The sequence below is a fragment of the Polymorphospora sp. NPDC051019 genome, assembly GCF_040683055.1.
In the GTDB taxonomy this organism is placed as follows: domain Bacteria; phylum Actinomycetota; class Actinomycetes; order Mycobacteriales; family Micromonosporaceae; genus Polymorphospora; species Polymorphospora lycopeni.
This window is the reverse complement of sequence record NZ_JBFBCH010000005.1, coordinates 382631-407144: the sequence shown is the minus strand read 5'-3', so window position 1 is coordinate 407144 and position 24514 is coordinate 382631. Positions and strand designations below refer to the sequence as shown.

At 72.1% G+C, this 24514-nt stretch carries 23 protein-coding genes; 12 read left to right on the top strand and 11 right to left on the bottom strand.

Annotated elements, in window-relative coordinates; genetic code table 11:
* Nucleotides 1-3: 3 nt before the first annotated feature.
* The gene (locus tag AB0M79_RS13145) at nt 4-2352 is read right to left on the bottom strand and encodes a protein kinase (protein WP_364211870.1); all 2349 of its coding nucleotides are present in this window, start codon (nt 2350-2352) and stop codon (nt 4-6) included.
* A 103-nt stretch (nt 2353-2455) separates the two neighbouring features.
* Between AB0M79_RS13145 and AB0M79_RS13140 the strand changes: the two genes are divergently transcribed.
* The 8 genes from AB0M79_RS13140 to AB0M79_RS13105 all read left to right on the top strand — a co-directional run bounded on the left by AB0M79_RS13140 (nt 2456) and on the right by AB0M79_RS13105 (nt 10523).
* Nucleotides 2456-2677 (top strand): acyl-CoA carboxylase subunit epsilon, encoded by a 222-nt coding sequence (locus AB0M79_RS13140; protein WP_357538817.1) that lies wholly within the window; start codon nt 2456-2458, stop codon nt 2675-2677.
* Nucleotides 2678-2777: 100 nt separating this feature from the next.
* Nucleotides 2778-3200, top strand: coding sequence for a hypothetical protein (locus AB0M79_RS13135; RefSeq protein WP_364211867.1), 423 nt, complete (start codon nt 2778-2780; stop codon nt 3198-3200).
* Entirely contained in the window at nt 3200-4459 is a 1260-nt protein-coding gene (locus AB0M79_RS13130; RefSeq protein ID WP_364211864.1) for a hypothetical protein, read from the top strand. Before AB0M79_RS13135 ends, AB0M79_RS13130 begins: the two co-directional genes overlap by 1 nt.
* A complete protein-coding gene (gene mycP / locus AB0M79_RS13125; protein ID WP_364211861.1) occupies nt 4456-5610 on the top strand; it encodes a type VII secretion-associated serine protease mycosin in 1155 nt (384 codons plus the stop codon). The genes AB0M79_RS13130 and mycP overlap by 4 nt, the downstream gene beginning before the upstream one ends.
* 85 nt (nt 5611-5695) lie before the next feature.
* Nucleotides 5696-6313: a nucleoside triphosphate pyrophosphatase gene (locus AB0M79_RS13120; protein ID WP_364211989.1), complete on the top strand. Its 618-nt coding sequence runs from the start codon at nt 5696-5698 to the stop codon at nt 6311-6313.
* Between the two features lie 35 nt (nt 6314-6348).
* Nucleotides 6349-7002, top strand: a complete 654-nt coding sequence (locus AB0M79_RS13115; protein WP_364211858.1) for an O-methyltransferase — start codon at nt 6349-6351, stop codon at nt 7000-7002.
* 156 nt (nt 7003-7158) lie between these two features.
* Nucleotides 7159-8931, top strand: coding sequence for a biotin carboxylase N-terminal domain-containing protein (locus AB0M79_RS13110; RefSeq protein WP_364211855.1), 1773 nt, complete (start codon nt 7159-7161; stop codon nt 8929-8931).
* A 152-nt stretch (nt 8932-9083) separates the two neighbouring features.
* On the top strand, nt 9084-10523 hold the full coding sequence (locus tag AB0M79_RS13105; RefSeq protein ID WP_357538822.1) for a GuaB1 family IMP dehydrogenase-related protein: 1440 nt from the start codon (nt 9084-9086) through the stop codon (nt 10521-10523).
* Nucleotides 10524-10584: 61 nt separating this feature from the next.
* Here AB0M79_RS13105 and AB0M79_RS13100 read toward each other — a convergent pair whose 3' ends face one another.
* A complete protein-coding gene (locus tag AB0M79_RS13100) occupies nt 10585-11157 on the bottom strand; it encodes a TetR/AcrR family transcriptional regulator (protein WP_364211852.1) in 573 nt (190 codons plus the stop codon).
* A 90-nt stretch (nt 11158-11247) separates the two neighbouring features.
* On the opposite strand from AB0M79_RS13100, the gene AB0M79_RS13095 reads away from it, so the two are divergent.
* Complete coding sequence (locus tag AB0M79_RS13095; protein WP_364211849.1) at nt 11248-11691, top strand: DoxX family membrane protein; 444 nt, start codon at nt 11248-11250, stop codon at nt 11689-11691.
* A gap of 24 nt (nt 11692-11715) precedes the next feature.
* Here the strand turns inward: AB0M79_RS13095 and thrS are convergent, their stop codons facing one another.
* The 4 genes from thrS to AB0M79_RS13075 form a co-directional block, all read right to left on the bottom strand.
* Nucleotides 11716-12924 carry a threonine--tRNA ligase gene (thrS, locus tag AB0M79_RS13090; RefSeq protein ID WP_364211846.1) on the bottom strand — a complete coding sequence of 403 codons (1209 nt, stop codon included), beginning with the start codon at nt 12922-12924 and terminating at the stop codon, nt 11716-11718.
* Between the two features lie 281 nt (nt 12925-13205).
* Nucleotides 13206-14069 (bottom strand): transglutaminase family protein, encoded by an 864-nt coding sequence (locus tag AB0M79_RS13085; protein WP_364211843.1) that lies wholly within the window; start codon nt 14067-14069, stop codon nt 13206-13208.
* A gap of 46 nt (nt 14070-14115) precedes the next feature.
* Nucleotides 14116-15054, bottom strand: a complete 939-nt coding sequence (locus tag AB0M79_RS13080; RefSeq protein WP_357538827.1) for an alpha-E domain-containing protein — start codon at nt 15052-15054, stop codon at nt 14116-14118.
* Entirely contained in the window at nt 15048-16685 is a 1638-nt protein-coding gene (locus AB0M79_RS13075) for a circularly permuted type 2 ATP-grasp protein (RefSeq protein WP_364211840.1), read from the bottom strand. Before AB0M79_RS13075 ends, AB0M79_RS13080 begins: the two co-directional genes overlap by 7 nt.
* 382 nt (nt 16686-17067) lie before the next feature.
* Here AB0M79_RS13075 and AB0M79_RS13070 point away from each other — a divergent pair, with 382 nt between their 5' ends.
* Nucleotides 17068-17787: a DedA family protein gene (locus tag AB0M79_RS13070; protein WP_364211986.1), complete on the top strand. Its 720-nt coding sequence runs from the start codon at nt 17068-17070 to the stop codon at nt 17785-17787.
* Nucleotides 17788-17829: 42 nt separating this feature from the next.
* Here AB0M79_RS13070 and AB0M79_RS13065 read toward each other — a convergent pair whose 3' ends face one another.
* A complete protein-coding gene (locus AB0M79_RS13065) occupies nt 17830-19233 on the bottom strand; it encodes an NAD(P)H-quinone dehydrogenase (RefSeq protein WP_364211837.1) in 1404 nt (467 codons plus the stop codon).
* A gap of 128 nt (nt 19234-19361) precedes the next feature.
* Here AB0M79_RS13065 and AB0M79_RS13060 point away from each other — a divergent pair, with 128 nt between their 5' ends.
* Nucleotides 19362-19817 (top strand): gamma-glutamylcyclotransferase, encoded by a 456-nt coding sequence (locus AB0M79_RS13060; protein ID WP_357538830.1) that lies wholly within the window; start codon nt 19362-19364, stop codon nt 19815-19817.
* 54 nt (nt 19818-19871) lie between these two features.
* Here AB0M79_RS13060 and AB0M79_RS13055 read toward each other — a convergent pair whose 3' ends face one another.
* Genes AB0M79_RS13055 through AB0M79_RS13040 form a run of 4 tightly spaced genes read right to left on the bottom strand, consistent with a single transcriptional unit; the run spans nt 19872 to nt 23357 of the window.
* Nucleotides 19872-20840: a GNAT family N-acetyltransferase gene (locus AB0M79_RS13055; RefSeq protein WP_364211834.1), complete on the bottom strand. Its 969-nt coding sequence runs from the start codon at nt 20838-20840 to the stop codon at nt 19872-19874.
* 42 nt (nt 20841-20882) lie between these two features.
* Nucleotides 20883-21695, bottom strand: coding sequence for a hypothetical protein (locus AB0M79_RS13050; protein ID WP_364211831.1), 813 nt, complete (start codon nt 21693-21695; stop codon nt 20883-20885).
* Entirely contained in the window at nt 21692-22696 is a 1005-nt protein-coding gene (locus AB0M79_RS13045) for a hypothetical protein (RefSeq protein WP_364211983.1), read from the bottom strand. Before AB0M79_RS13045 ends, AB0M79_RS13050 begins: the two co-directional genes overlap by 4 nt.
* A 31-nt stretch (nt 22697-22727) precedes the next feature.
* Nucleotides 22728-23357 (bottom strand): MBL fold metallo-hydrolase, encoded by a 630-nt coding sequence (locus tag AB0M79_RS13040; protein ID WP_357538834.1) that lies wholly within the window; start codon nt 23355-23357, stop codon nt 22728-22730.
* Between the two features lie 148 nt (nt 23358-23505).
* Here AB0M79_RS13040 and AB0M79_RS13035 point away from each other — a divergent pair, with 148 nt between their 5' ends.
* A complete protein-coding gene (locus AB0M79_RS13035) occupies nt 23506-24423 on the top strand; it encodes a DUF4349 domain-containing protein (protein ID WP_357538835.1) in 918 nt (305 codons plus the stop codon).
* Nucleotides 24424-24514 lie beyond the last annotated feature (91 nt).

Genomic DNA, 24514 nt, shown 5'->3' with positions numbered 1-24514 from the left:
AGATCAGCTACGGACCGGGCGGAACCCGGCGGCGATCACGTCGAACATCGCCAGGTCGTCGTTCCACCGGTCCTCGGTCGTCGACCAGTAGATCGCGTACGCCTTGTCCGGGGCGGTGATGAAGCCACGGTTGCGGACATGCAGCTTGTTGCCCCGGTTGCTGGTGTAGGTCCACTCCCAGTCGGCGGCCTTGTCCCAGTAGTCGACCGCCCGGATCTCGCCCACCCGCTGGTAGTTGCGCGTCGTCGACCGCCGGTGCCCCTCCTTCGACCTCCAGTCCGCGACCGGGTCGGGTTGCGGCTGGTCGGTCTGGTCGATCATCAGCAGCCGGCCGAACCGGGGCTCCTCGAACCTGACCCGGGTCGCTTCCCGCCGGACCTGCCAGCCCTCGGGCACCGGGACGGAGAAGCCGGTCGGGTCCCGGTGCAACCGCCAGCCCTCCGGCACCACCGGGTCGCCCAGTCCGGTCGGCTCCGGACTTGGGGTGGGGCTGGGAGGCGCGGCGCTGGTCGGGGCAGGCTCGGGCGTCGCGGACGGCGTCTCGGCGGCACCGGTTTCGGCCGGGGCGCTGGTGGGCACGTCCGTCGGCGGGGCGACGGACCGCTCGCCGTCATCGTTACCGAGATAGGGCACCAGGATGGCGACCAGCAGCACCAGGATGGCGGCGAGCGCGGCGCCCAGCCAGATCCGCTGCTTCCGGTCGGGGCTGGATCGTCCGGGTATCTCGGCGGCCCCGATCACCGTCGTCGGCTCACCGCTGACCACGGTCGTACGACCGGGGTCCGTTCCGGTCCGCTGTGCCGGTAGGGCAACCGGGGTCGACCTGGCCGGCTTCGCGGCCGGCTCGGGGGTGGACTTCGCCGTCGTCGGCGTGGGGCGCTCGGGCGCGGCCGCCTTGTCCTCGGTGCCCGCCTCGTCTTCGATGGCCGCCTTGTCTTCGACGGCGGTCTTGTCTTCGGTGCCCGTCTTGCCTTCGGTGCCCGTCTTGCCTTCGGTGGCAATGGCCCCGTCGGCCGGGCCGGTCTTGGCTGTGCCGGCCTGCTCGGGCGTATCGGCCGTCGCGGTGTCGGCGGCATCCTGCCCGGCGGCGGTGCCCGCGGCGACCGCCGCGGCACCGGACGGCTCCGACCGGGCGTCGCGGTCGGCCGGCTTGCCCACCGTCAGGTTTCCGGTCTGCCGGACCACGACGGTCCGGTCCGCCGCGGTCGGCGACTCCGACCGGGCCGGCTTCACCACCGCCGTACGGTCCGCGGACTGCGACTGGCCCACCACCGCCGTGCGGTCCACGGCCGGGGACTGTTCCACCACCGCTGTCTCGTTGGCCGGCACGGTCGGTACGGACACAGCCGGGTCGTCGCCGGCTGCCGGCGATACCGGTGCCGGTGACACGGGGGCGGGCGACACGGGGGCCGGCGCCGGCGTGCCGGTCCTCGGCGTACGTTGCCCTGGAACGACGGTCGGGCGGGGCTCGCGCGGCCCGAGCGGGCTCGGCCGCCGGGCCCCCTCCAACAGCGACAGACCGATCTTCGGGCGTCGGCCGGCGGCGCGGCGGAGCAGCCGTTCGGCCTCGGCCGCGTTGATCCGTGTCTCGGGATCCTTGCGCAGCAGGCCGGCGAGCACCGGCTTGAGCGGGCCCGCCTTCTTGGAGACCGGGGGCGGCTCGGTGGCCAGGGCGGCGAGGGTCGCGATCGCCGACGGCCGCGCGTACGGCGACGCGCCCTCGATCGCCGCGTAGAGGGTCGCGCCCAGCGACCAGAGGTCGGCCTCCGGCCCGTTGTTGCCGTCGCGGGCGCGTTCCGGCGCGATGTAGGCCGGCGAACCGAGCACCAGCCCGGTCCGGGTGACGTTGGGGTCGCCGGGAACGGTGGCCAGCCCGAAGTCGGTGAGCACGACCCGGCCGTCCTCGCCGAGCAGGACGTTGCCCGGCTTGACGTCGCGGTGCACGACCCCGGAGCGGTGGGCCGCCCGCAGGGCGCCGAGAACCCCGATGCCGATCTCGACGGCACGCGCCGGGGTCACCGGGCCATCGCTGGCGAGAACGTCCTGCAACGACCGCGACGGGACGTACTCCATGACGATCCACGGGTCGGCGTCGGTGCGCAGGACGTCGAAGACCCGTACGACGTTGATGTGGTTGAGGCGGGCGATGGCCCGCGCCTCGCGCAGCGAACGCTCCCGCATCTCGCGGCGCTCGTCCTCGGTCAGGCCAGGCGGCGGCACCAGTTCCTTGATCGCCACGTCGCGGTGCAGCACCTCGTCGCGGGCCCGCCACACCCTGCCCATGCCGCCCTGACCGAGCGGCTCGACTAGCCGGTAACGGTCGGCGATAAGTTGGGACGGCACGGCGGACATCCCGTGCACGGTACCCGGACGAGTTGAGGGTCACACCTGCGCCACGCGCGGGTGTGAGGCGTACGTCAGTGCCGGTGCCGGCGCGGCGGCGTACGCTCCTGGCATGTCGGAGGCAGATCCGCAGTTCAGCGTGGTACGAGGCACCCCCACGGCCGAGGAACTCGCCGCTCTCGTCGGAGTCCTCTTCGCCCGGTCCCGACCGGCCGCCGCTCCGACGCCCGCACCCCGGCTCTCCCCCTGGGTCCGGGCCGCCCGTCCCGGCGCCGGAGGCGCGCTCGTCCGGCCGGGTGCCGACGGCTGGCGGGCATCCGCCCTCCCGCGCTGATTCACCGCTCAGCAGCCCGCCCGGCCCCTGGTTCGGGGCTGCCAACCAACCCGACAGCCAGCTACCCTCGGATACCTCATCGTGACGCTGGGGAGGGTCCGTGGGGCTGGCCGAAGACCACCTGGGTCCACGGTGGCTGCACAGTTACGGCGACATCCAGGCCGACATCGGCGCCATGGAGGAGTTCGCAGCCGACCTGGCAGCCGAAGTACGCGACAACTACGCGCCCCACATGTCAGCCGTCTACGAACACATGGCGACCGAGATACCGCAGCCCGCCGCACTCTTCGCCGAACTGGTGTCGTTCCTGACCGTGCACCAACTGTCCCAGCAGAGCACGTCCGACCTCGTCTACCACTACCACAACGTGACCGGCGGCCTCGCCACCTCGGCAGCCGAGATCAGCCGGAAATACGCCGACACCGACGCGTTCAGCGCCGCCACGGTCACCGACGTCAACCAGGCCCTCGACCGGACCGCCGCCGCCGCACCGGACGCCGCAACCACCGACCAGGCCCACTGATGCGGCTCGAAGTCAACGAACGCGGCGAGCGCACCGGTTGGCACCTCTTCGACGTGCCAACCATGTGGGCCTTCATGGAAAACCAGCAGACCGACAACCACTGGCGACTCGTCGCCGGCTGGTCCAGGGCCTACGAACTGACGTCCGCCCACCTGCTCAGACTGAAGACCTACCGGGAAGGCCTGGCCACCGCCTGGCCACCCGAACAGAGCCCGGCCTCGGCCGCCTACTGCGCCCGCCTCGACTACCTGATCCAGCACGTCCAGCAGGTCCACGACGTCGCGGTCGCCAACTTCAGCACGCTCAGCGTCGTGACGACCGCCATCGCAGCATCGCGGGCGGAACTCAAGAAAATCCACGACGAATACGAGGCCGGGTACCAGGCGAGACTGTCGCACGAGCGGCGGTTCAAGGATCGGAACGCGCCCACGCCGCCCAACCTGGATTTCGAGAACCTACCCGCCACCCGGCGCGAACTGGAAGAACTGAACGCACGCGCTCGCGCACTCATGTCCAGCCTCAGCAACACCCTCGTCGAAGCCAGCATCCAAATCAAACAACCACCGCCGTACGCCCCGCGAGGAAAAAGGGACGACGGAGCAACGACCACCACCGCAAATCACGGACCCAGACCTAAAATTCCGCAAATCACACCAATTTCGGTGCCGGTACAGGTCTCACACTTCTCCCCTCTTCCCTCGGCCGAAACTACAGCGCCAACCAATCCGACGAATGGACCCACACTAGGTGGCGCAAGTACACTCACCCCGCCAGCAACGAGCAAGGCCCCGACTCCAGCACCCGGCCCCCTCCAAGACGGACTAGCACATCACCCCGCCACTCTTCCCAGCACGACCCCATTTTTGCCTCCAAGGGCAGGCTTGATCGGCTCGCCAGCCCCACCAAAACCGAGCAATCCAACCATTCCTGCCCCAAGGCCTGAAGCACTGACGACATCGGAAGCAAGGCAACGATCATTACCCTCCGGAGGGATAATCGGAGGCTTTCCAAGTAATAGCCCACCACAAACACCAATAAAACCCTCGCCCGCTTCGCGAGCCAATCCGGTCGGCGGCATAATCGGAACCACAAATTTGGCTACGCAACAGACGAGATCGGATGAAATCCCCTCAGTCAGACAACAACGCTGGACCTCAGACAACCCGTGGCACACGGATGCAGGCGTCCCTCCTGTGCTCCTGCCACCTAAGACGCCTCAACCGACGGAGCCAGGACCGACGATCGGCTATAACCGGTGACCTCCAGAACACTCAAGACCCTGATCTCGGCGGCCTGTACATTATTCACCACCCTTGCAATCACACCTCCGGCGCACGGACAACAACTGCGCGACGATCAGTGGCATCTTCGGTTCCTCAACGTCACCAAAGCTCACCAGATCACCCAAGGCAATGAAGTAAAAGTTGCAGTCATAGATACTGGCGTCGAACCTCACCCAGACCTCCGAGAAAACCTACTCACCGGAACAGATGTAGCTCCGGGTGGCACAGGCGACGGCAGAGAAGACGCGGACTCTCACGGAACCGGGATGGCCGGCCTAATAGCCGCGCACGGTACTCTCGATGAGGCCAGCACCTTGGGGATAGCACCAAAGGCTAAGGTCATCCCCATCCGGGATACCACACCAACAAGCACTGGAGATGGTAACCGGCTCGCAGCCGGAATCGACTGGGCAATCGAAAACGGAGCATCGGTCATCAACATCTCCTCAGCCGGCGGCCCCACAAGCACTCTGCGTGAGTCCGTTAAACGGGCTCTCGAAAGAAACATCGTGATCGTTGCCTCGGCAGGCAACAGACCCACAGATACTCAGGTAGGTTTCCCGGCCTTCCTTGAAGGCGTTGTTGCGGTTGGCGCTGTGGATCGTAACGGCAATCATTCCCCCACATCAGTCACCGGAAGCAAGGTCGAGATTGTCGCCCCAGGCGTTGACATCGTCAGCACCGGGCTCAACGGCGGCTACCGGAAGGGGACGGGGACGTCTGGGGCTGCGGCGATTGTTTCGGGGGCGGCTGCGCTCGTACGGAGCAAGTTTCCGGACCTGTCGGCGGCAGAGGTCGTACACCGGCTGACCGCCACGGCCGTTGACAAGGGACCGCCCGGCCGGGACGAGCAGTACGGGTACGGCGTTCTCGATCTCGTGGCGGCGCTGACCGCGGACGTACCGCCGCTCGGGACGAGCCCCGGCCCGAGCGCCAGCCCGAGCGCCAGCCCGAGTCCCAGCCCGAGTCCCAGCCCGAGCCGGTCGTCGGCCGCCGGTGACGGACCGGACGACAGGCCGTCCGAGGGCTGGCGACCGGGATTCTTCGTGCTCGGCGCGGTCGCCGCCGCAGGGCTGGCCGCTGTCGCGCTGTTCGTCAGCCGGCGTCGCCGCCGCGGTGCCGGCTGAGCCCGCGCCGGCCACCGGCGGAACCCACTGCGACGACGCACCACCGATGGGCATCGACCGGGACGGTAGCGTTCTCGCCGTGGCAATGACAGACGCGCCCCGGCTGGTCCTCGCCTCGGCGAGCCCGGCCCGGCTCAGGACCCTGCAGGCGGCCGGCATCGAACCGGAGGTGCTGGTCAGTGGCGTAGACGAGTCCACTGTCGACTCGACCAACCCGGATACGTTGAGTCTCACGCTCAGCCGCCTGAAGGCAGAGGCCGTCGCCGAGCGGTTGCGTCGCGATGGCCGGGTCGGGTCCGGCGCCCTGGTGTTGGGCTGTGACTCGGTGCTGGCGTTCGACGGTGAGATCTTCGGCAAGCCGGCCGACGCCGACGATGCCACCAAGCGTTGGGCACGCATGCGTGGGCGGTCCGGGGTGTTGCACACCGGCCACTGCCTGATCGACCTCGACCGGGGTGGGCACGCGGAGGCGGTCGCCGCGACGGCCGTCCACTTCGCGGAGGTCGACGACGACGAGATCGCCGCGTACGTGGCGACCGGGGAGCCGCTGCACGTCGCCGGCGCGTTCACCCTGGACGGGATCGGTGGGCCGTTCGTTGAGCGGATCGAGGGTGATCCGGGCACGGTGATCGGCCTGTCGCTGCCGCTGCTGCGCCGGCTGCTGGCCGAACTGGGGGTACGGATCTTCGACCTGTGGCGGTGACCCCGGAAGGGCTTCCGCGCGGTTAGCGTCTGGGGATGACCACGAAGCCTCTGGTACTGACCGATGAACTGCACCAGTACGTCATCGCGCACGGTTCGTCCCCGGACCCCGTGGCACGGGATCTGATCGAGGAGACGTTGGCGCTCCTGCCGGAGAAGGCGGGCATGCAGGTGGCGCCCGAGCAGGCCGGCTTCCTGACCTTCCTGGCCCGGTTGACCGATGCCCGGCAGGCGCTCGAGGTGGGCACGTTCACCGGGATGTCGTCGCTGGCCATCGCGCGCGGGCTGGCGCCGGACGGGCACCTGACGTGCCTGGACATCTCGGCCGAGTTCACCTCGGTCGCGCGCCGTTACTGGGCGCGGGCCGGCGTCGAGGACCGTATCGACCTGCGGATCGGGCCGGCGGCGGAGTCGCTGCGGATGCTGCCGGACGAGCCGTACCTGGACTTTGTCTTCATCGACGCCGACAAGCCGGGCTATCCGGTCTACTGGGCCGAAACAGTGCCGCGCGTCCGTACCGGAGGTCTGATCGTGGTCGACAACGTCCTGCGCGGCGGCCGGGTGCTCGACCCGGCGGCCGAGGCGGACCGGGCGATCGCCACCTTCAACGAGGAGGTGCTCCGCGACGACCGGGTCGACCTGGTGATGCTGCCGGTCGCCGACGGTTTGACGCTGGCCCGCAAGCGCTGACCGACCCGTACGACGAGGCCGGGGTGGGTCGGTGATGCCCCCACCCCGGTCGGCGGATACGCCCACCGAGTGCAACATCCCACACGCTCAACGCTGGTCGAGCGGTTCAGCGATGCCGATAAACTGCCCGTCATCGCCCGCCGGAGGGAGCACACGGTGCGCAAGGTTCTGATCGCCAACCGCGGCGAGATCGCCGTACGGGTCGTGCGGGCCTGCCGCGATGCCGGCCTCGGCAGTGTCGCCGTCTACGCCGACTCCGACCGGGACGCTCTGCACGTCACGCTCGCCGACGAGGCGTACGCGTTGGATGGCGACAGCGCGGCCGACACCTACCTGCGGATCGACAAGCTGGTCGCGGTCGCCGCGCAGGCCGGTGCCGACGCGGTGCACCCCGGCTACGGCTTCCTCGCCGAGAACGCCGACTTCGCGCAGGCCGTCATCGAGGCCGGGCTGATCTGGATCGGTCCGACGCCGCAGGCGATCCGCGACCTCGGCGACAAGGTCACCGCGCGGCACATCGCGCAGCGGGCGGGTGCCCCGCTGGTGCCGGGCACCCCCGATCCGGTCAAGGGGCCCGACGAGGTCATCGCCTTCGCCGTCGAGCACGGCCTGCCGGTCGCGATCAAGGCGGCTTTCGGTGGGGGCGGGCGGGGACTCAAGGTCGCCCGCACGCTGGAGGAGATTCCGGCCCTGTTCGAGTCGGCCACCCGCGAGGCGGTCGCCGCGTTCGGGCGGGGTGAGTGCTTCGTCGAGCGCTACCTGGACCGCCCCCGGCACGTCGAGGCGCAGGTGCTCGCCGACCAGCACGGCAACGTGGTGGTGGTCGGCACCCGGGACTGTTCGTTGCAGCGCCGTCACCAGAAGCTGGTCGAGGAGGCGCCGGCGCCGTTCCTCACCGACGGCCAGCGGGCCCAGATCCACGACAGCGCCAAGGCGATCTGCCGCGAGGCCGGCTACCACGGTGCCGGCACCGTCGAATACCTGGTCGGCGCCGACGGCACGATCTCGTTCCTGGAGGTCAACACCCGGCTCCAGGTGGAACACCCGGTCACCGAGGAGACGGCCGGCATCGACCTCGTACGCGAGCAGTTCCGGATCGCCGACGGGGAGAAGCTGCGGCTGACCGGTGACCCGGTGCCGCGCGGCCATTCGATCGAGTTCCGGATCAACGGCGAGGACCCGGGTCGTGGCTTCCTGCCGGCGCCCGGTTCGGTCACCGCGCTGCGCCTGCCCAGCGGCCCGGGCGTACGGGTCGACACCGGTATCAGCGCCGGTGACGTGATCGGCGGCAACTTCGACTCGCTGCTGGCGAAGGTCGTCATCACCGGGGAGACCCGCACCGAGGCGCTCGAACGGGCCCGCCGGGCGCTCGACGAGATGGTGGTCGAAGGTATGGCGACGGCCCTGCCGTTCCACCGGCTGGTCGTGCGTGATCCGGCGTTCACCGCCGAGCCGTTCGCGGTGCACACCAGGTGGATCGAGACCGAGTTCGACAACACGGTGCCGCCGTTCACCGGCGCGACGACCGCCGCCGAACCGGCCGCCGAGCGGGAGACCGTCGTGGTCGAGGTGGGTGGCAAGCGGCTCGAGGTCCGTCTCCCCGTCGGCCTCGGCGCCGGCACGGCCACCGCCGCACCGGCTGGCGTGGCCCGCCGCCCGAAGCGGAAGGCCGGCGGGGCGGGTGCGTCGGGTGCCGCGGGCGGCGATGCCCTGGCCTCTCCGATGCAGGGCACGATCGTGAAGATCGCGGTGGCGGACGGCGACACGGTGGCGGAGGGCGACCTGGTCGTGGTGCTGGAGGCGATGAAGATGGAGCAGCCGCTCAACGCGCACAAGGCCGGGGTGGTCAGCGGCCTGTCCGCCGAGGTCGGCGCGGTCGTCACCGCCGGCGCCGCGATCTGCACCATCACCGCCGCCGAGTCCGCCTGACGACGGCCTTGATCCCCGATCCCGGGTTGTCGCAGGCCACCGGCGGATAACGCCTGGTGGGGCGGTGTGCTCCGGCCAGATCCACTGATCTTCGTACGACGCTACCGGTGACACCGGCGGCACGGTCGGCCGGCGCGGGTCATGATGCTCTTGTGCGGTTTCTATCCGGCGCGGCACCCGCGCACGAACTGACCTACAGCGATGTCTTCATGGCCCCGGCCCGGTCTGACGTCAGCTCGCGGCTCGACGTCGACCTGTCCACCAGCGACGGCACCGGCACCACCATCCCGTTGGTGGTGGCGAACATGACCGCCGTCGCCGGGCGGCGGATGGCCGAGACGGTCGCCCGGCGCGGCGCGATCACGGTGCTGCCCCAGGACATTCCGATCGACGTGGTCGCCGACGTGATCGCCTGGATCAAGGAACGTCACCTGGTGCACGACACCGCGCTGAGCCTCTCCCCGACCGACACGGTCGGGGACGCGGTGCACCTGCTGCCCAAGCGGGCGCACGGTGCGGTGGTCGTGCTCGACGACGACAGCCGGCCCGTCGGCGTCGTCACCGAGGCCGACTGCGCGGGTGTCGACCGGTTCACCCAACTCCGCGATGTCATGTCCACCGAGTTGCACACCGTGCCGGTCGACGCCGACCCGCGTGCCGGCTTCGACCTGCTGGCCCAGGTCCGCCGGCGGCTCGCACCGGTCGTCGACGCCGACGGCCGGCTAGTCGGCGTGCTCACCCAGAAGGGTGCGCTGCGCGCCACTCTCTACCGGCCGGCACTCGACGCCCACGGCCGGCTGCGGGTCGCCGCGGCCATCGGCATCAACGGTGACGTCGCAGGCAAGGCCGCCGCTCTGATCTCGGCGGGTGTCGACACGCTCGTCGTCGACACCGCTCACGGCCACCAGGAGCGGATGATCGCGGCCTTGCGGGCGGTCCGGGCCCTCGACCCGCCGGTGCCGGTGGCGGCGGGCAACGTGGTGACCGCCGAGGGCGTGCGCGACCTGATCGAGGCGGGCGCGGACATCCTCAAGGTCGGCGTGGGGCCGGGTGCGATGTGCACGACCCGGATGATGACCGGGGTCGGCCGACCGCAGTTCTCGGCGGTGCTCGACTGCGCCGCCGAGGCCCGCCGGCTCGGGCGGCACGTGTGGGCCGACGGAGGCGTGCGCCATCCCCGGGACGTGGCACTGGCCCTGGCCGCCGGCGCCTCGAACGTGATGATCGGTTCCTGGTTCGCCGGGACCTACGAGTCCCCCGGCGACATCTACACCGACGCCGACGGGCAGCGTTACAAGGAGAGCTTCGGAATGGCGTCGGCCCGGGCGGTGAGTGCGCGCACCGCGGAGGACAGCCACTTCGACCGGGCCCGTAAGGCGGTCTTCGAAGAGGGCATCTCGTCGGCGCGGATGTTCCTCGACCCGGCTCGCCCCGGGGTCGAGGACCTGATCGACGAGATCGTGGCCGGGGTGCGCAGCGCGTGCACCTACGCGGGCGCGGCAAACCTGGCCGAGTTCCACACCCGGGCCGTGGTGGGCACGCAGAGCGCGGCCGGTTACACCGAGGGGATGCCACTGCCGACAAGTTGGTGATCTGGTCCCGGGCGGCGGTCGGGACCGGATCCGGGGAGTCGTCGAGCCGCGCCGGGCGCGGTCAGGGCCGGTCGACGAGGCGGCGGAGGACCGGCCGCCCGGCGGCCTCCGGGTCCGGGCCCAGGTCCGCGGGCAGCGCACCACCCAGCCACAGGGTCGCGAAGCCGTGGACGATCGACCACGCGGCGAGCCCGTCCATCCGGGCGTCGGCGCCGGCTTCGCCCCGGGTGGCGACCGCCGCGGCGAGCGTGTCGGTGGCGCGCTGCCGGGCGGCGACCACGGCCGGATTGTCGTGGTCGTAGAGCTCCGGCCGGAACATCACCTCGAAATGTGCCCGGTGGTCGACGGCGAACCGGATGTACGCCACGCCGGTCTCCAGCAGGCTTCCGGTCTGCGCGATGACCGGTCGCAGGGTGTCGGCGAGCCGGTCGAAGCCCTCCGCGGCCAGCACGGTGAGCAGGCCGGCCTTGTCACCGAAGTGGTGGGCCGGGGCGGCATGCGACACGCCGGCACGCCGGGCGAGGTCGCGCAGGCTGACCGCCGACGGGCCCGATTCACCGATCGCCTCGACCGCCGCGGCGAGCAGCGCACGACGTAGGTCGCCATGGTGGTACGCCCCATCCTTCTTGCTCACACCCCCACCATATCTTGTCGTTGACAAGTTGGCTCCCGTGAGCAAATCTTGACGTCGACAAGTTCTCGTTCACCTGGACAAGGAGAACCCGTGGCTCCCTTGATCGCCCTTGTCGCCGGCTTCGCCGTCGCCCGCCTGGCCGGGCTGCTCGGGATCGGGGCCCTCGACGCCTGGCAACCCGCGCTACGGGTCGGGCTGGCCGTGATGTTCGTCGTCACCGCCAGCGCGCACGTCGTACCCAAGCTCCGGGCCGACCTGGTCGCGATGGTCCCGCCCGGCCTGCCCCGCCCCGAACTGCTGGTCACGGTGACCGGTGTGCTCGAACTCGCCGGAGCCGTGGGCCTGCTGATCCCGGCCACCGCCCCCTGGGCCGCCGTCGCCCTCGCGCTGCTGATGGTCGCGATGTTTCCGGCGAACGTCTCGGCGGCCCGGCGCGGGGTCCCGTTCGGAGGCCGGCCGGCCACCCCACTGGTGCCCCGGGCCATCGAGCAGATCTTCTTCGTCGCGCTGGCCGTGGCCGCCGCGCTGCCATGATCCGGCACGCCCGGCGCGTCACGCTCAGGAGAGCAGCGCCGGTGAGCGGGAGGCGACCGCTTCGGTGAACCTGCGCAGTGCCACGGTCACCGGCAGCGGATCCAGCGCCCGGCCGTCCCGCGAACGCAGCGCCACCAGCCCGTCCGCCGCCTCCCGGGCACCGATCACCGCCACGTACGGAACCTTCCGCTTCGCGCTGTCCCTGATCCGGGCGCCGAGCGACCCGTCGGACTCGACCCGTACCCGCAGACCGGCCTCGACCGCCGACCGGGCGAACGCCTCGGCGGCGGGCAACTGGTCGGCACCGATCGGCAGCACCTCGACCTGCACCGGGGCGAACCAGAACGGAAACGCGCCCTCGTGCACCTCGATCAGGTAGGCGAACAGCCGCTCCATGCTGCCGACCAGGCTGCGGTGCACCAGCACCGGCCGCCGCCGGCCACCGTCACGATCGGCGTACGACAGGTCGAAGCGCTCCGGTTTGTCGAAGTCGATCTGCACGGTGGACAGGGTCGACTCGCGCCCGGCGGCGTCCCGTACCTGGATGTCGATCTTCGGTCCGTAGAACGCCGCGTCGCCGGGCGCCTCCTCGTACGGCAGCCCCGACAGCGCCTCGCGCAGCAACTGCTCGCCCCGCCGCCACGACTCGTCGTCCCCGACGTAGCTGCCGCCCGGCCCGCGCAACGACAGGCGGTAACCCGCCGGCCGTACGCCGAGCGCGGCGTGCGCCTCGGAGGTGAGTCGTAGCACGTCGGCCACCTCGGCACCGACCTGCTCCAGGGCGCAGAAGTTGTGCGAGTCGTTGAGGGAGATGGCGCGTACCCGGGTCAGGCCGCCGAGCACGCCGGACCGTTCGGAACGGTACATCCCGCCGATCTCGGCGATCCGCAGCGGCAGGTCACGGTAGGAACGGCCGCGGGCGGCGTACACCAGGCAGTGGTGTGGGCAGAGGGCCGGGCGCAGGATCAGTTCGTCGTCGCCCATCCGCAGCGGCGGGAACATGTCGTCGACGAAATGCCCGAGATGGCCGGAGAGTTCGAAGAGGTCCCGCCGGCCGAGCGGGGGTGAGTAGACGTGCTGGTAGCCGGCCCGGCGCTCCAGTTCGCGGATGTACTCCTCGACCGCGTGCCGGGCGGCCGCGCCGTCCGGCAGCCAGATCGGCAGGCCGGCCCCGGAGAGCGGGTCGGAGTGGAAGATGCCCAGCTCGCGGCCGAGCTTGCGGTGGTCGACCATGTCGGTCTCCTCGATCGGGTACGGGGGCGACCCACTCGCGGAGCACGACGAAGCCCCGGGGCGGTCGCCCCGGGGCTTCGTCGTCGACTGGTTACGTCAGCGCGTCGCGCCGGGGTTCCCCGGCGTCGTCGTCAGCACTGCCGCATTACGCATGCCGCACAGCCTAGCTCTCGCGCGCGCCGCGCCGCCACCCGTTCCTGATCACCGTGATCAGGGAGTTTGCACCCCGACACGCCGACGACACGCCCGTCCAGGTCCCTGATCACGCGGATCTTGGAGGGCTAGCGGAGGCGGGTCAGGGAGACTTCCACGCCCTGACCGGTGTTGGGGGGGCCTGAATAGACGCCCTTCAGCGGGGGGACGTCGGCGTACTCGCGGCCGCGGCCGACGACGACGTGGCGCTCGCCGACCGGTACGCCGTTGGTCGGGTCGAAGGCCGTCCAGCGGCCCACCCACCACTCCACCCAGGCGTGGCTCTGGCCGACCACCGTCTCGCCGACCGCCGCCTCGGGGTTCGGGTGCAGGTAGCCGGAGACGTACCGGGCCGGGGTGCCCATCGCCCGCAGCAGCCCCACCACCAGGTGACTGATGTCCTGGCAGACCCCCTTGCGCTGGCGCCAGGACTGCACCGCGTCGGTCTGCACCCCGGTCGCCCCGGCCTCGTACTTCATCTCGGCGCGGATCAGCTCGCAGAGAGCCATCGCCGCCGCGTGCGGGGTCGGATGGTCCGCCCGCACCGACTCGGCGAGTTCGGTCAGCTCCTCGTCGATCGCGGTACGCGGGGTCGGCAGCAGCAGTTCGTGCCACCGGTCCACGTTGGCCGGTGTCGCCAGCTCCTCCCAGCCGACCCCGCCGGCGCTCGGCAGCAGGTCGCCGGCGGGCAGCGTCTCGACCGTGGCGGTGGCGGTCACCTGCAACGACTCGTGCGCGCTGTGCACGTCGAACGCGGTGACGATGGTGCCCCAGTAGTCCTCGTAGCGGTAGGTCCGGGCCGTCGGCCACACCTCCACCCGCGCGTCCAGCACCGCCTGGCGGGTCTCGTTGCGCGGCGACATCCGGGCCTCGTTGTACGACGAGTCGACCTTGCCGGCGTAGGTGAACCCGGTCCGGTGCTGGATCTTCAACCGCCAACTGCTGACCGTCACGCGTCGTACCTCCGTTGCCGACCGGCGGATCGGGGACCGGGACTCGTCATGCCACGGCCTCGGAAACCCAGGAGACCGCCGACGTCTGCCGGAAGTAGCGGCGGGACACCGCGTCGTTGATCTGCGAGCAGGTTCCCTCCAGGCTGGCCAGTACGCCACCCAGGTCGGTCATCAGCTCGTCGGCGCCGCGGAACTCCAGGCCGGTCCGGGCCCGGCCGACGATGCGCTGCACGTCGGTGGCGACCCCGGCCCGGCCCGGGTCGGGTTCCAGTTCGGACAGGCACGCCTCGGCGCGCGACAGCGCGGCGAAGACCGAGCGCGGGAAGAGCCGGTCGAGCAGCAGGAACTCGGCGGCGTAGCGGTCGTCGAGCGAGCCACGGTAGGTGCGCAGGAACGTCTCCCACGCCCCGCAGGACCGCAGCAGGGTCAGCCAGGACGGGATGCTGCCGCCGGCGCGTACGTGGGTGGACAGGAGCCGGGCGGTCATGTCGACCCGTTCGACGCTGCGGCCCAGCACCAGGAAGTGCCAGCCCTCGTCGCGGCTCATGGTGGCGTCGGTGAGACCGGCCATCACCGAGCAGCGTTCCCGGACCCAGCGGAAGAAGGCGTGTACGCCCTGCTGCTCGACCCGCCGCCGGGCGTCCGGCAGCCCGTGCCAGGTCGTGTTGAGGCACTCCCACATCTCCGACGACACCGTCTCGCGGGCGCCACGCGCGTTCTCCCGGGCCGCGGCCAGCGCCCCGACCACCGAACTCGGGTTCTGCTCGTCGAGGCCGAGCAGCCCCACCACCCGGGCCGAGGTGACCGGCCCGTCGGCGCCGGCGACGCCCATGACGGCGAGCAGCGACCGGCAGGCGACCTCCTCGTCGACCCACGGGTCGGCGACCATCCGGTGCAGGTGTACGTCGAGGATGCGGGCGGTGTCCTCGGCCCGCTCCACGTAGCGGCCGATCCAGTAGAGCGACTCGGCGATCCGGCTCAGCATGCGTCCTCCTCCCCGACCATTCGGGCGGCCCCTTCCCCGACCGTCCGGGCGGACTGCTGTTGCTGCTGTTGCTGGGCGATCGCCGGGCCGAGCCCCGGCCCGGGATCGGGGCTGCGCGGCGCGGGCACGCTGACCGGTTCCACCGGCTCCGGGATCGCGACGAGGACCGGCGGGTCGTCGACCGGGGTGGCGGCCGACGCGGTGCCGGCGAGCACCCAGGTGTCCTTGGAGCCGCCGCCCTGGCTGGAGTTGACCACCAGCGCGCCCTCGGGCAGCGCGACCCGGGTGAGCCCGCCGGGCAGCACCCAGACCTTGTCGCCGTCGTTGACGGCGAACGGCCGCAGGTCGACGTGCCGGGCCCGCAGCCGGTTGCCGATCAGGGTGGGGACCATCGACAGGGCGACCTCGCGCTGGGCGATCCAGCCGCGCGGGTCGTGGCTGACCCGCGTACGGAGTTCGGCGAGCTGCGCGTCGGTGGCCTGCGAGCCGATCACGATGCCGGCACCGCCGGAGCCGTCGACCGGCTTGAGGACGAGCTGGTCGAGCCGGTCGAGGACGTACCCGAGGACGTCGGGATCCTCCAGCCGGTAGGTCTCCACGTTGGGCAGGATCGCCTCCTCGCCCAGGTAGTACCGGATCAGGTCGGGCACGTACGTGTAGAGGAGCTTGTCGTCGGCGACGCCGTTGCCGACCGCGTTGGCGATGGTGACCCGGCCGGCGCGGGCGGCGTTGAGCAGGCCGGCGACGCCGAGCATCGAATCGGCCCGGAAGTGCACCGGGTCCAGGAACTCGTCGTCGATGCGCCGGTAGATGACGTCGACCCGCTTCTCGCCGGCCGTGGTCCGCATGGCGACCTCGTTGCCCAGGCAGACCAGGTCGCGCCCCTCGACCAGTTCGACGCCCATCTCGCGGGCGAGCAGGGCGTGTTCGAAGTAGGCGGAGTTGTGCACGCCGGGGGTGAGCACGACGACCGTGGGATCGTTGACCCCGGTCGGCGCGGCCGCGCGCAGCGCCCGCAGCAACTGCGCCGGGTAGGACTCGACGGGCAGGATCCGGGAGGCGGCGAAGACCTCGGGCAGCACGTGGGCCATCGCCCGCCGGTTCTCCATCACGTAGCTGACCCCGGACGGGACCCGCACGTTGTCCTCCAGCACCCGGAAGGTGCCCTGCTCGTCGCGGATCAGGTCGACGCCGGCGACCTGGATGCGTACCCCGTTGGTGGGGTTGATGCCGGCCGCCTCGCGGTGGAAGTGCGCGCTGGTGACCACGATCCGGCGGGGTACGACGCCGTCGGCGAGCACCTGCCCGGCGCCGTAGATGTCGGCGAGGAACGCCTCCAGGGCGCGTACCCGCTGGGCGACCCCGGCCTCGACGGTCCGCCACTGCTCCGCGGCGATGATGCGTGGCACGATGTCGAGCGGGAACGGCCGCTCGACGCCCTTGAGCGCGAAGGTGATGCCCTGGTCGAGGAAGGCGCGGGCCAGCACGTCGGCGCGTACGCCGAGTTCGGCGCTCGACAGTGGCTGGAGGGTGGCGTGCAGGGCCTCGTAGGTCTCGCGCGGCAGGCCCGGGTCGACGAACATCTCGTCCCAGCCCGGACCGAGGCGGTAGTCCTCGAACAGGTCAGCCATGGCGATGCCGCCTTCCGCTCGCGACCGCGGTCCAGAGTGCCCCGTACCCCGCGTGGGTCGAACCTACGCCGGCCGCGTTGCGGGCGGGTAACACCGGACCGGCGACGGACACGATGGCGGGTCGCGGACACGGGACCTGTCCGCGACCCGCTGGCGGCCGGACCCGTCGCCGAACGGGGACCCGGAGGTCGACGGCCGCGCTTCTCAACGGTACGCCGGCCGGCGGGCGTTCGGCGCACGTGCGGTCCGTCGCCGGTGTGCCGAGGTCGACACCTGGGCGCACGTCCGGCACCTGTCGCGTCCGGCCGCGTACCGTGACGGTCGTCGTCAAGTGCCGGACACCGCCGGCTCTCCACCGCTGGCCGACCGCGCCGAGGTTACGTTGACCGAGTTGCTCACCGCGTCGCCCACCTGGGCCTATCTCGCGTTGCTCGGGCTGCTGGCCGTCGACGCCGTCGTACCCGTCGTACCGACCCAGGCGGTGATGATCACCGGCGGGGCGCTGACCGTCTACGGTCAGCTAGACCTGCGGCTGACCATCCTGGTCGGCGCGGCCGGTATGTTCGCCGGCGACCTGGCCTGTTACCTGCTCGGCCGGTGGACGCCGGCCGGTGCCCGGCTGCCCGCCCTGCGCCGGCCCCGCCAGGTCGCGCCCGCGGGCGCGGAACCACTCCCCGCCGGCACGCAGCCGTCGGACGGGGATACGACCCCGCTGCTCGGTGCCGCCCGGCGGTGGGCCCGGGCCCGCCGCGCGGCGAGCCGCTTCGGTCGTGGGCTGCGCCGGCCCGGGCCACTGGTCATCCTGATCTGCCGGTTCGTTCCCGGCGGCCGGATGGCGGCGTGCTTCCACGCCGGTCGGGCACGCTATCCGGCCCGGCTCTTCGTGACGTACGACGCGGCGGCGGCGCTCGGCTGGGCGGCGTACGGCGGGTTCGTCGGCCACGTCGGCGGCTCGGCGCTCACCCAGTCGGCGTGGCGGCTGCTGGTGGTGGCGGCGCTGGCCGCGGTCGTCTTCGCCGGCGCCGGCTGGGCGCTGGCGCTCGCCGACCCGGCCGGCCGCCGGGCCGCCGCCGCTGCCGGGCCGGGCCGACCGGGCCGGTGACGCCGCTGCCGCCGCTGGCCCGGCGCCGGGCCGGTGGCGCCGCTACTCCGGCTCGTGCAGCATCAGCTGAAGGGCCGCCTCGGTGATCGACCCGGACAGCGACGGATAGATCGTGATGGTCTGGGCGAGCTGGTTCACCGTCAGGTGGTTCTCCACCGCGATGGCGATGGGCAGGATCAGCTCGCTGGCCTTCGGCGCGACCACGACCCCGCCGATCACCTGGCCGCTGGCCGGCCGGCAGAAGAGCTTGACGAAGCCGTCCTGGAGGTCGGCCATCTTGGCCCGCGCGTTGCCGGCCAGCGGCAGCATCACCTGGCGGGCCGGGACGCTGCCGGCGTCCGCCTCGTTCTGCGAGACGCCGACGGTCGCCAGCTCGGGATCGGTGAAGACGTTCGCCGGGACCGTCCGCAGCCGCAGCGGCTGGACCGCCTCGCCCAGCGCGTGCCACATGGCGATCCGGCCCTGCATCGCGGCGACGCTGGCCAGCGGCAGCACTCCGGTGCAGTCGCCGGCCGCGTAGATGCCGGGCACGTTGGTCCGCGACACCCGGTCGACGGCGACGTAGCCGCCCGGCGCGACGTTGACGCCGTACTCGGTCAGGCCCAGGCCCTCGGTGTTGGGCACCGAGCCGACGGCCATCAGGGCGTGCGAGCCGTCGACCGTACGCCCGTCGGCCAGCTCGACCCGCACCCCGTCGGCGGTACGGGTCACCCCGGCCGCCCGCGAGTTGTTGAGGATGGTCATGCCCCGGGACCGGAAGACCCGCTCGATGGCCATCGCGGCGTCGGCGTCCTCGTGCGGCATGACCCGGTCGCGGCTGGAGACCAGCGTCACGTCGACGCCCATCGCGAGGTAGGCGCTGGCGAACTCGGCGCCGGTCACGCCGGAGCCGATGACGATGAGCCGCTCGGGCAGGGCCGGCAGGTCGTAGATCTGGCGCCAGGTGAGGATCCGTTCGCCGTCCGGTCGGGCCGACGGCAGCACGCGCGGGGTCGCGCCGGTCGCGATGAGCACGGTCGAGGCGTCGATCGAGTACGGGGCGTCACCGTGCGCGGGCGTCACCAACACCCGGTGGGTGTGACCGAGCGTGTCGTCGCCGAGCCGCGCCGTGCCGTGGACGAAGATCACCCCGGCCTTGACGAGTTTGGCGTGGATGTCGCCGGACTGGGCCAGCGCGAGCCGCTTGACCCGCTCGTGCACAGCGAGGGCGTCGACGGTGACCGCCTCGAGCCCGTCGGAGTGCACCCCGAACTCCTCGGTGTCGCGATAGCCGGTCACCACGTCCGAACTGGCGATGAAGGTCTTCGAGGGGACGCAGTCGGAGAGCACGCAGGCGCCACCGGCGCCGTCGGCCTCGACCACCGTGACCTCGGCGTCGAGTTGGGCGGCGACCAGCGCCGCCTCGTAGCCGGCCGGCCCACCTCCGATGATCACGATACGGCTCACGACACTCGCCCTTCCCTAGTCACCCTCGGTATCTACGGCAACACCCGCCGCGACTTTCTTCCCTCGATCCGTGCCGACACGCACAGTCGTATTCTCCACGACCGCCTCGCCGAGCTATCGTCATCGCCGTGCGTCATTACGCCGCGTACGGCTCAAACCTCGACCCCGCTCGGATGCGTGCCTACTGTCCGCATTCGCCAATGGTGGGCACCGGCTGGCTGGAAGGCTGGCGCCTCACCTTCGCCGGGGAGGGGGTGATCGGTTGGGAAGGTGCCGTCACCACGGTCGTCGAGTCGCCCGGCGACCGCGTGTTCGTCGCCCTCTACGACGTACATCCCTGGGACGCTGCCCAGCTTGACGAGGTCGAAGGCGTCGTAGCCGGGACCTACCGCAAGCTACACGTACGGGTGGCCACCCTCGACGGCGAGGTCACCGCCTGGGTGTTCGTCTTCGACGGCTACGAGGGCGGCCTGCCGACCGCCTGGTACCTGTCGGAGATCGCCAACGCGGCGGAGAAGGCGGGCGCGCCGGACGACTACGTCGCCCAGCTGCGAACCCGGCCGACCCGCACCACGTCGCCCTAGCCCGGTCCGCCCCCGGGTGCGGCGCCGAGGGGCACCGCACCCGGGCCGGCCAGGTCACCCGGCGGTCGCCTCGACGGTCCGTTCGAAGATGTCGGCCTCGTACGACGCGGTCATGCCGGCCGCGCGGTAGAGGCGGGCCGCCTCGGTCGGGTTGCTCAGGTCGACGCCGAGCCCGGCCCGCTCGCGCCCCTTGGCGGCGTAGCCGGCGAAGGCGTGCCCGAGCAGCGCCGCGCCGATGCCCCGCTTGCGGTGCTCGCGCAGCACGGCGAGGTAGCGCACCCAGCCCTCGTCGTCCTCGGCACCCTGGTCGGACGATTGCAGGATGCCGGCGACCACGCCGTCGACGGTGGCGACGAACCACTCGTCGTAGGCGACGCTGCTCAGCGCGGCGATCCGCTCCCGCCAGTGCTCGTAGGTCATCGGGTCGTAGTCCGGGGTGTCCCGGAAGGCGGTGTCCAGCACCCGGTGGAAGGTCCGCATGTCGTCGTCGGAGGACGGGTCCACCACCCGTACCTCCACCCCGGCGGGCGGCGCCGGCGGGGTCGTCGACACGCCGTCCAGCGGGCGGGACATCCGGGCGTACCGCTTCACGAACCCGAAGCCGGCCGCCCGCAGGTCACCGGCCCAGCCGGTCTCGGTCGGAACGGCTCCGGCCCGGACGGTCATCCGGTCGAGCCCGAGTTCGGCCGCCTTCTCCGCGACCCGCGCGAGCTGCCGGGACAGCAGCACCGCCCGCGCCGGGACGCCGAGTTCGGGGTGTACGTAGACCTCGACGAACTCGCGGGTGGCCTGGTTGGGGTTGTCGAGATAGGCCCAGCCGACGACGGTCCCGTCGGGGTCGACGGCGACCAGCTGGTCGCGGGCGAGGTCGGTGTGCGGTGCCTCCAGCACCTCCCGGACCTCGTACTCGGGGAAATCGGGATAGCCGACGGCCGCGATGTCGCTGGCATGGGTCACCTTGAGCAGCGCCGGCACGTCGTCGATGGTGGGGGGCCGGGTCGACCAGCCGTCAGGAAGGATCACGCCTGGCATTGAACCCGTGACGGGCCGCCCCGCGCCGTTGAATTACGGGCTTCTGTCCGCATGCCGACTGCCCGGCTCCGCCCGCCCGCCCACCGGGTCGTCGAGGTCACCGGCGGGTACGGCACGCAGCCTGGCCACCGTGCTCTCCAGCAGCCCGACCAGTTCGACCCGCTCGGCGACGCCCAGTACGGCGTACGCGCCCGAGGTGATCCCGTCGGCGACCGCGTCGGCCCACAGCGAGCGCCGGATCAGCGGCTCGGCCGGCGGGAACGGTGGCGACCAGCCGTACGCGAGCGCCCCGCCCTCCCCCTCCGGTCCGGCGATGATCGCCTCCAGCGGGGTCATGCCGCTCGCCCGCACGGCCAGCAGGTGTGCACCGGCCCGGTGCTCACGCAGCAGCAGAAGCAGCACCGCCGCCCGGGCACCGGGCGAGTCGTCCGGCACCGGCATCGCCCGCCACGCGGCGAAGAGCGGCATACCGGCCGGGTCGGCGGCCTCGACGACCCGGCCGGCCAGCTCGACCAGCCGGGACACCCGTGGGAAGTCGCCCAGGTTCTCGACCCCCCACCGGCAGCATTCGGCGAGGTTGTGGGCGGCGACGTCGGCCGGGCCGGCCACCCGCAGCGCCCCGTCCCAGCCGTCGGCGACCGCCTCCGGGGCGATGAAGCCCAGGGCCGCCGCCACCGTCTCGGCACGTACGTCACCCAGCGCGCCGGCCCGGCCGGCGACGTGGAACGCCCAGCCGGAAAGGCCGAGCAGCCGGGCCCGGCGCAGCGTGCGGGGGGACTCGCTGAACGCGGTACCGATCTCCGACACGCTGGCCCGGACGGCGCCGGCGGTCTGTTCGGGGGTCAACCGCGCCGCCTCTCCTTCGGCGCCGGCCGGCGGCCGGCGCTCCCTGAGTCTGCCCTCCGGGCCGCCTGTGGAACAGTCTCGGCGTCGAACGCCTCGATCGCCGCCTCGACCTCACCGGCGTGCCGACGGGCGGTGCTGGCGGCCCGCTCGGCGGCGCGACGGGCCGTCCGGCGCCGACCGACCTCCTCCTCGGCCGCGGCCCTCCGGCGCTCCACCTCGGCCAACTCGGCCTCGATCCGGTTCAGTGCCCCGACCCCGTCGTGTTCGGCCGCCTCGCACCGGCGCAGGTCCGTCTCGGCCCGCTTCTGCCGGGTACGGGCCGCCGCCAGCTCGCGGGTCAGCTCCCGGCGCTGCCCGGCCCGGGCCGCCTCCTCGGCGCGCTCCCGCTCGGCCCGCTCCCGCCCCGGCTCGGTCCGCTCCTCGCCGGGCCGCTCCCGCCCGCCCTTCCCCGGCGGGCCGGCCGCCGGTTCCGCCGGGCCCGCGCCACCGGTCAGCAGCCGCAGCTGGGGGCGCGGCACCTCGCCGAAGCCCGCGTAGCTGACCGGCCGGAGCAACCGTCCTGACCGCACCTGCTCGGCGACATCCGCGTCGGACAGTGCCGCGTTGAGGGTCGCCTCGACCTCGGGCAGCGGCAGCTTGCCGGCCGCGACGGCCGGCTCGGCCGCCCGGGCGAGGTCCCGGGCTGCGGCGACCAGCGCGTTCACGGCAGCACGGCGCTGGTTGGACAGCTCCCGCAACCGCTCGCCGCGCAGCTCCCGTTGGGCGGTCCGCAACGCCGCCGACAACTCGACCAGGTCGGCCACCAGCTCCGGCCGGTTGATGGCCAGCAGGTTCACCAGCCAGGCGGCGAGGGTGGGTCTGCGCAGGCGGGCGATCCGCCGGGCGGCGTCGCGGTCACCGGCGGCCCGGGCGGCGGCGACCGCGTCGTCACGGGCGGCGACGAACCGGTCCGGTGGCACCGTGTAGAGGCGCTGCTCGATGTCATCGGCCACGTCCGCCATCCTGCCGTGTCCGTCCGAGCCGCGCAGCGGGTCAGCGGACGCGGGTGCCGGGCTCCAGGCGGGCGTACTCACACCCGGACAGCTTGCTCATGTTGGCGTCGGTGACGGTGTGGCCGGCGTCGCTGAGCAGGGCGTCGTGCAGGGCGAAGGCCCGGCGCGGGGCGACGGCGCGGACGAAGTCGACCGCCTCGGAGAGTTTCAGCCAGGGCGCGGAGACCGGCACGAAGAGCGTGTCGACCTGCACCCCCTCGGGCACGTCGAACGAGTCGCCCGGATGGTAGACCTGATCGTTGACCAGGAAGCCGAGGTTGGGCACCCGGGGGATCTCCGGATGGATCTCGGCGTGCCAGCCGCCGAACGTCTGGATCCGCATCCCGGCGGCGGCGAACGTGTCGCCCGGCTCCACGGCGGTGACCACGCCGCCGAGCCCGGCGAGCTTGGGCAGCACGGAGGCGTGGGTGTGCACCGTCACCGTGGCCCGCTTCGCGAGCGCGTCACCGAGGGCGTCCACGTCGATGTGGTCGAAGTGCTCGTGGGTGATCAGAACCGCGTCCACCCCGTCGAGCGCGGCCGGCTCGCTGAAGCCACCCGGATCGATGACCAGCACCGCTCCGTCGTGCGCGATACGGACGCAGGAGTGGCCGTACTTGGTCAGTTGCATCGTGACTCCCTCGGCACCGAATCGAGATGTCTCCCCGGAAGTCTGCCGGAACCGGCGTACCCGCGCCGCGCGTCTGACGGATCGCCGGACGGTGGGCGGACGCAACCGCCACCGGGTGGGCCGGCGACGGCACTGATCGGAGGGGGACATGGCAGTACGACGGGTCGGCGTGGTCCTGACCGCCGTTGGCGTGGCGGCCGCGCTCGCGCTCACCGGGTGCAGCTCGACCACGGAGTCCACGGCGGACTCGGCGGCGCCGTACCACCAGCAGCAGTCCGGGCAGGACGACGTGGCGGCGGCGCCGGAGGCCGGCGGCGGGCCCGGGGCCGGGCAGCCGGCGGCAGGCGCGCCGGTGCGGTTCCGGATCGACGAGCGGGCGATCATCTACACCGGTTCGATCACCGTACGGGTCGACGACGTCGAACGGGCCGCCGGACGGGCGACCGCGATCGCGACCGGGGCCGGCGGGTTCGTCGGGGTGGACAAGCGCACCAGCGACGACCGGCGCTCGACCGCCTCACTGGAGCTGCGGATCCCGGCGAACCGGTTCGGCCCGGTCGTCGACGACCTGGCCCGGCTCGGTGACCAGGAGCAGCGCGACATCAGTACGCAGGACGTCACCGAGGAGGCCCTCGACCTCGACGCCCGGCTCGCCAGCCAGCGGGCCCGGGTGGAGAGCGGCCGGCAGTTGCTGGCCCGCGCCACCAACCTCACCGAACTGGTGATGCTCGAGAGCGAGTTGGCCAAGCGGGAGGCCGACCTGGCCTCGCTGGAGGCGAAGAAGCGCCGGCTGGACGACCTGACCGCGCTGTCCACGATCACCCTGGTGCTGCTCGGCCCCGAGGCGGAGCGCGACGGGGAGGAACTCGGCTTCGTCCAGGGCCTCAAGGGTGGCTGGGAGATGTTCGTCACATCGCTGCTGGTGCTGCTGACCATCGTCGGCGCGCTGCTGCCGTGGCTGATCGTGCTCGGCCTGCCGGTGGCCGCACTCGTCTGGCTGCTCCGGCGCCGCAACCGCCGCCCGCCGGTCGAGCCCGCCACGGTCACCGCACCCCCGCGGTCCTGACCGGCGACCGCCGGGCCGGCCACTGGTTCGAGCCACGTCCGCCCACCCACCCCAAACTCCCCTATGGGAGTGGGTGGGCGGACCGGCCCAG

Excerpts from the sequence above, each read along its gene's own strand:
- AB0M79_RS13130 (WP_364211864.1), top strand. The coding sequence starts at position 3,200 with ATGCGGCTCGAAGTCAACGAACGCGGCGAGCGCACCGGTTGGCACCTC.
- thrS (WP_364211846.1), bottom strand. The coding sequence starts at position 12,924 with ATGGTCGACCACCGCAAGCTCGGCCGCGAGCTGGGCATCTTCCACTCC.
- AB0M79_RS13075 (WP_364211840.1), bottom strand. The coding sequence starts at position 16,685 with ATGGCTGACCTGTTCGAGGACTACCGCCTCGGTCCGGGCTGGGACGAG.
- AB0M79_RS13045 (WP_364211983.1), bottom strand. The coding sequence starts at position 22,696 with ATGGCGGACGTGGCCGATGACATCGAGCAGCGCCTCTACACGGTGCCA.
- AB0M79_RS13035 (WP_357538835.1), top strand. The coding sequence starts at position 23,506 with ATGGCAGTACGACGGGTCGGCGTGGTCCTGACCGCCGTTGGCGTGGCG.
- AB0M79_RS13115 (WP_364211858.1), top strand. The coding sequence starts at position 6,349 with ATGACCACGAAGCCTCTGGTACTGACCGATGAACTGCACCAGTACGTC.
- AB0M79_RS13140 (WP_357538817.1), top strand. The coding sequence starts at position 2,456 with ATGTCGGAGGCAGATCCGCAGTTCAGCGTGGTACGAGGCACCCCCACG.
- AB0M79_RS13080 (WP_357538827.1), bottom strand. The coding sequence starts at position 15,054 with ATGCTGAGCCGGATCGCCGAGTCGCTCTACTGGATCGGCCGCTACGTG.
- AB0M79_RS13145 (WP_364211870.1), bottom strand. The coding sequence starts at position 2,352 with ATGTCCGCCGTGCCGTCCCAACTTATCGCCGACCGTTACCGGCTAGTC.
- AB0M79_RS13120 (WP_364211989.1), top strand. The coding sequence starts at position 5,696 with ATGACAGACGCGCCCCGGCTGGTCCTCGCCTCGGCGAGCCCGGCCCGG.
- AB0M79_RS13040 (WP_357538834.1), bottom strand. The coding sequence starts at position 23,357 with ATGCAACTGACCAAGTACGGCCACTCCTGCGTCCGTATCGCGCACGAC.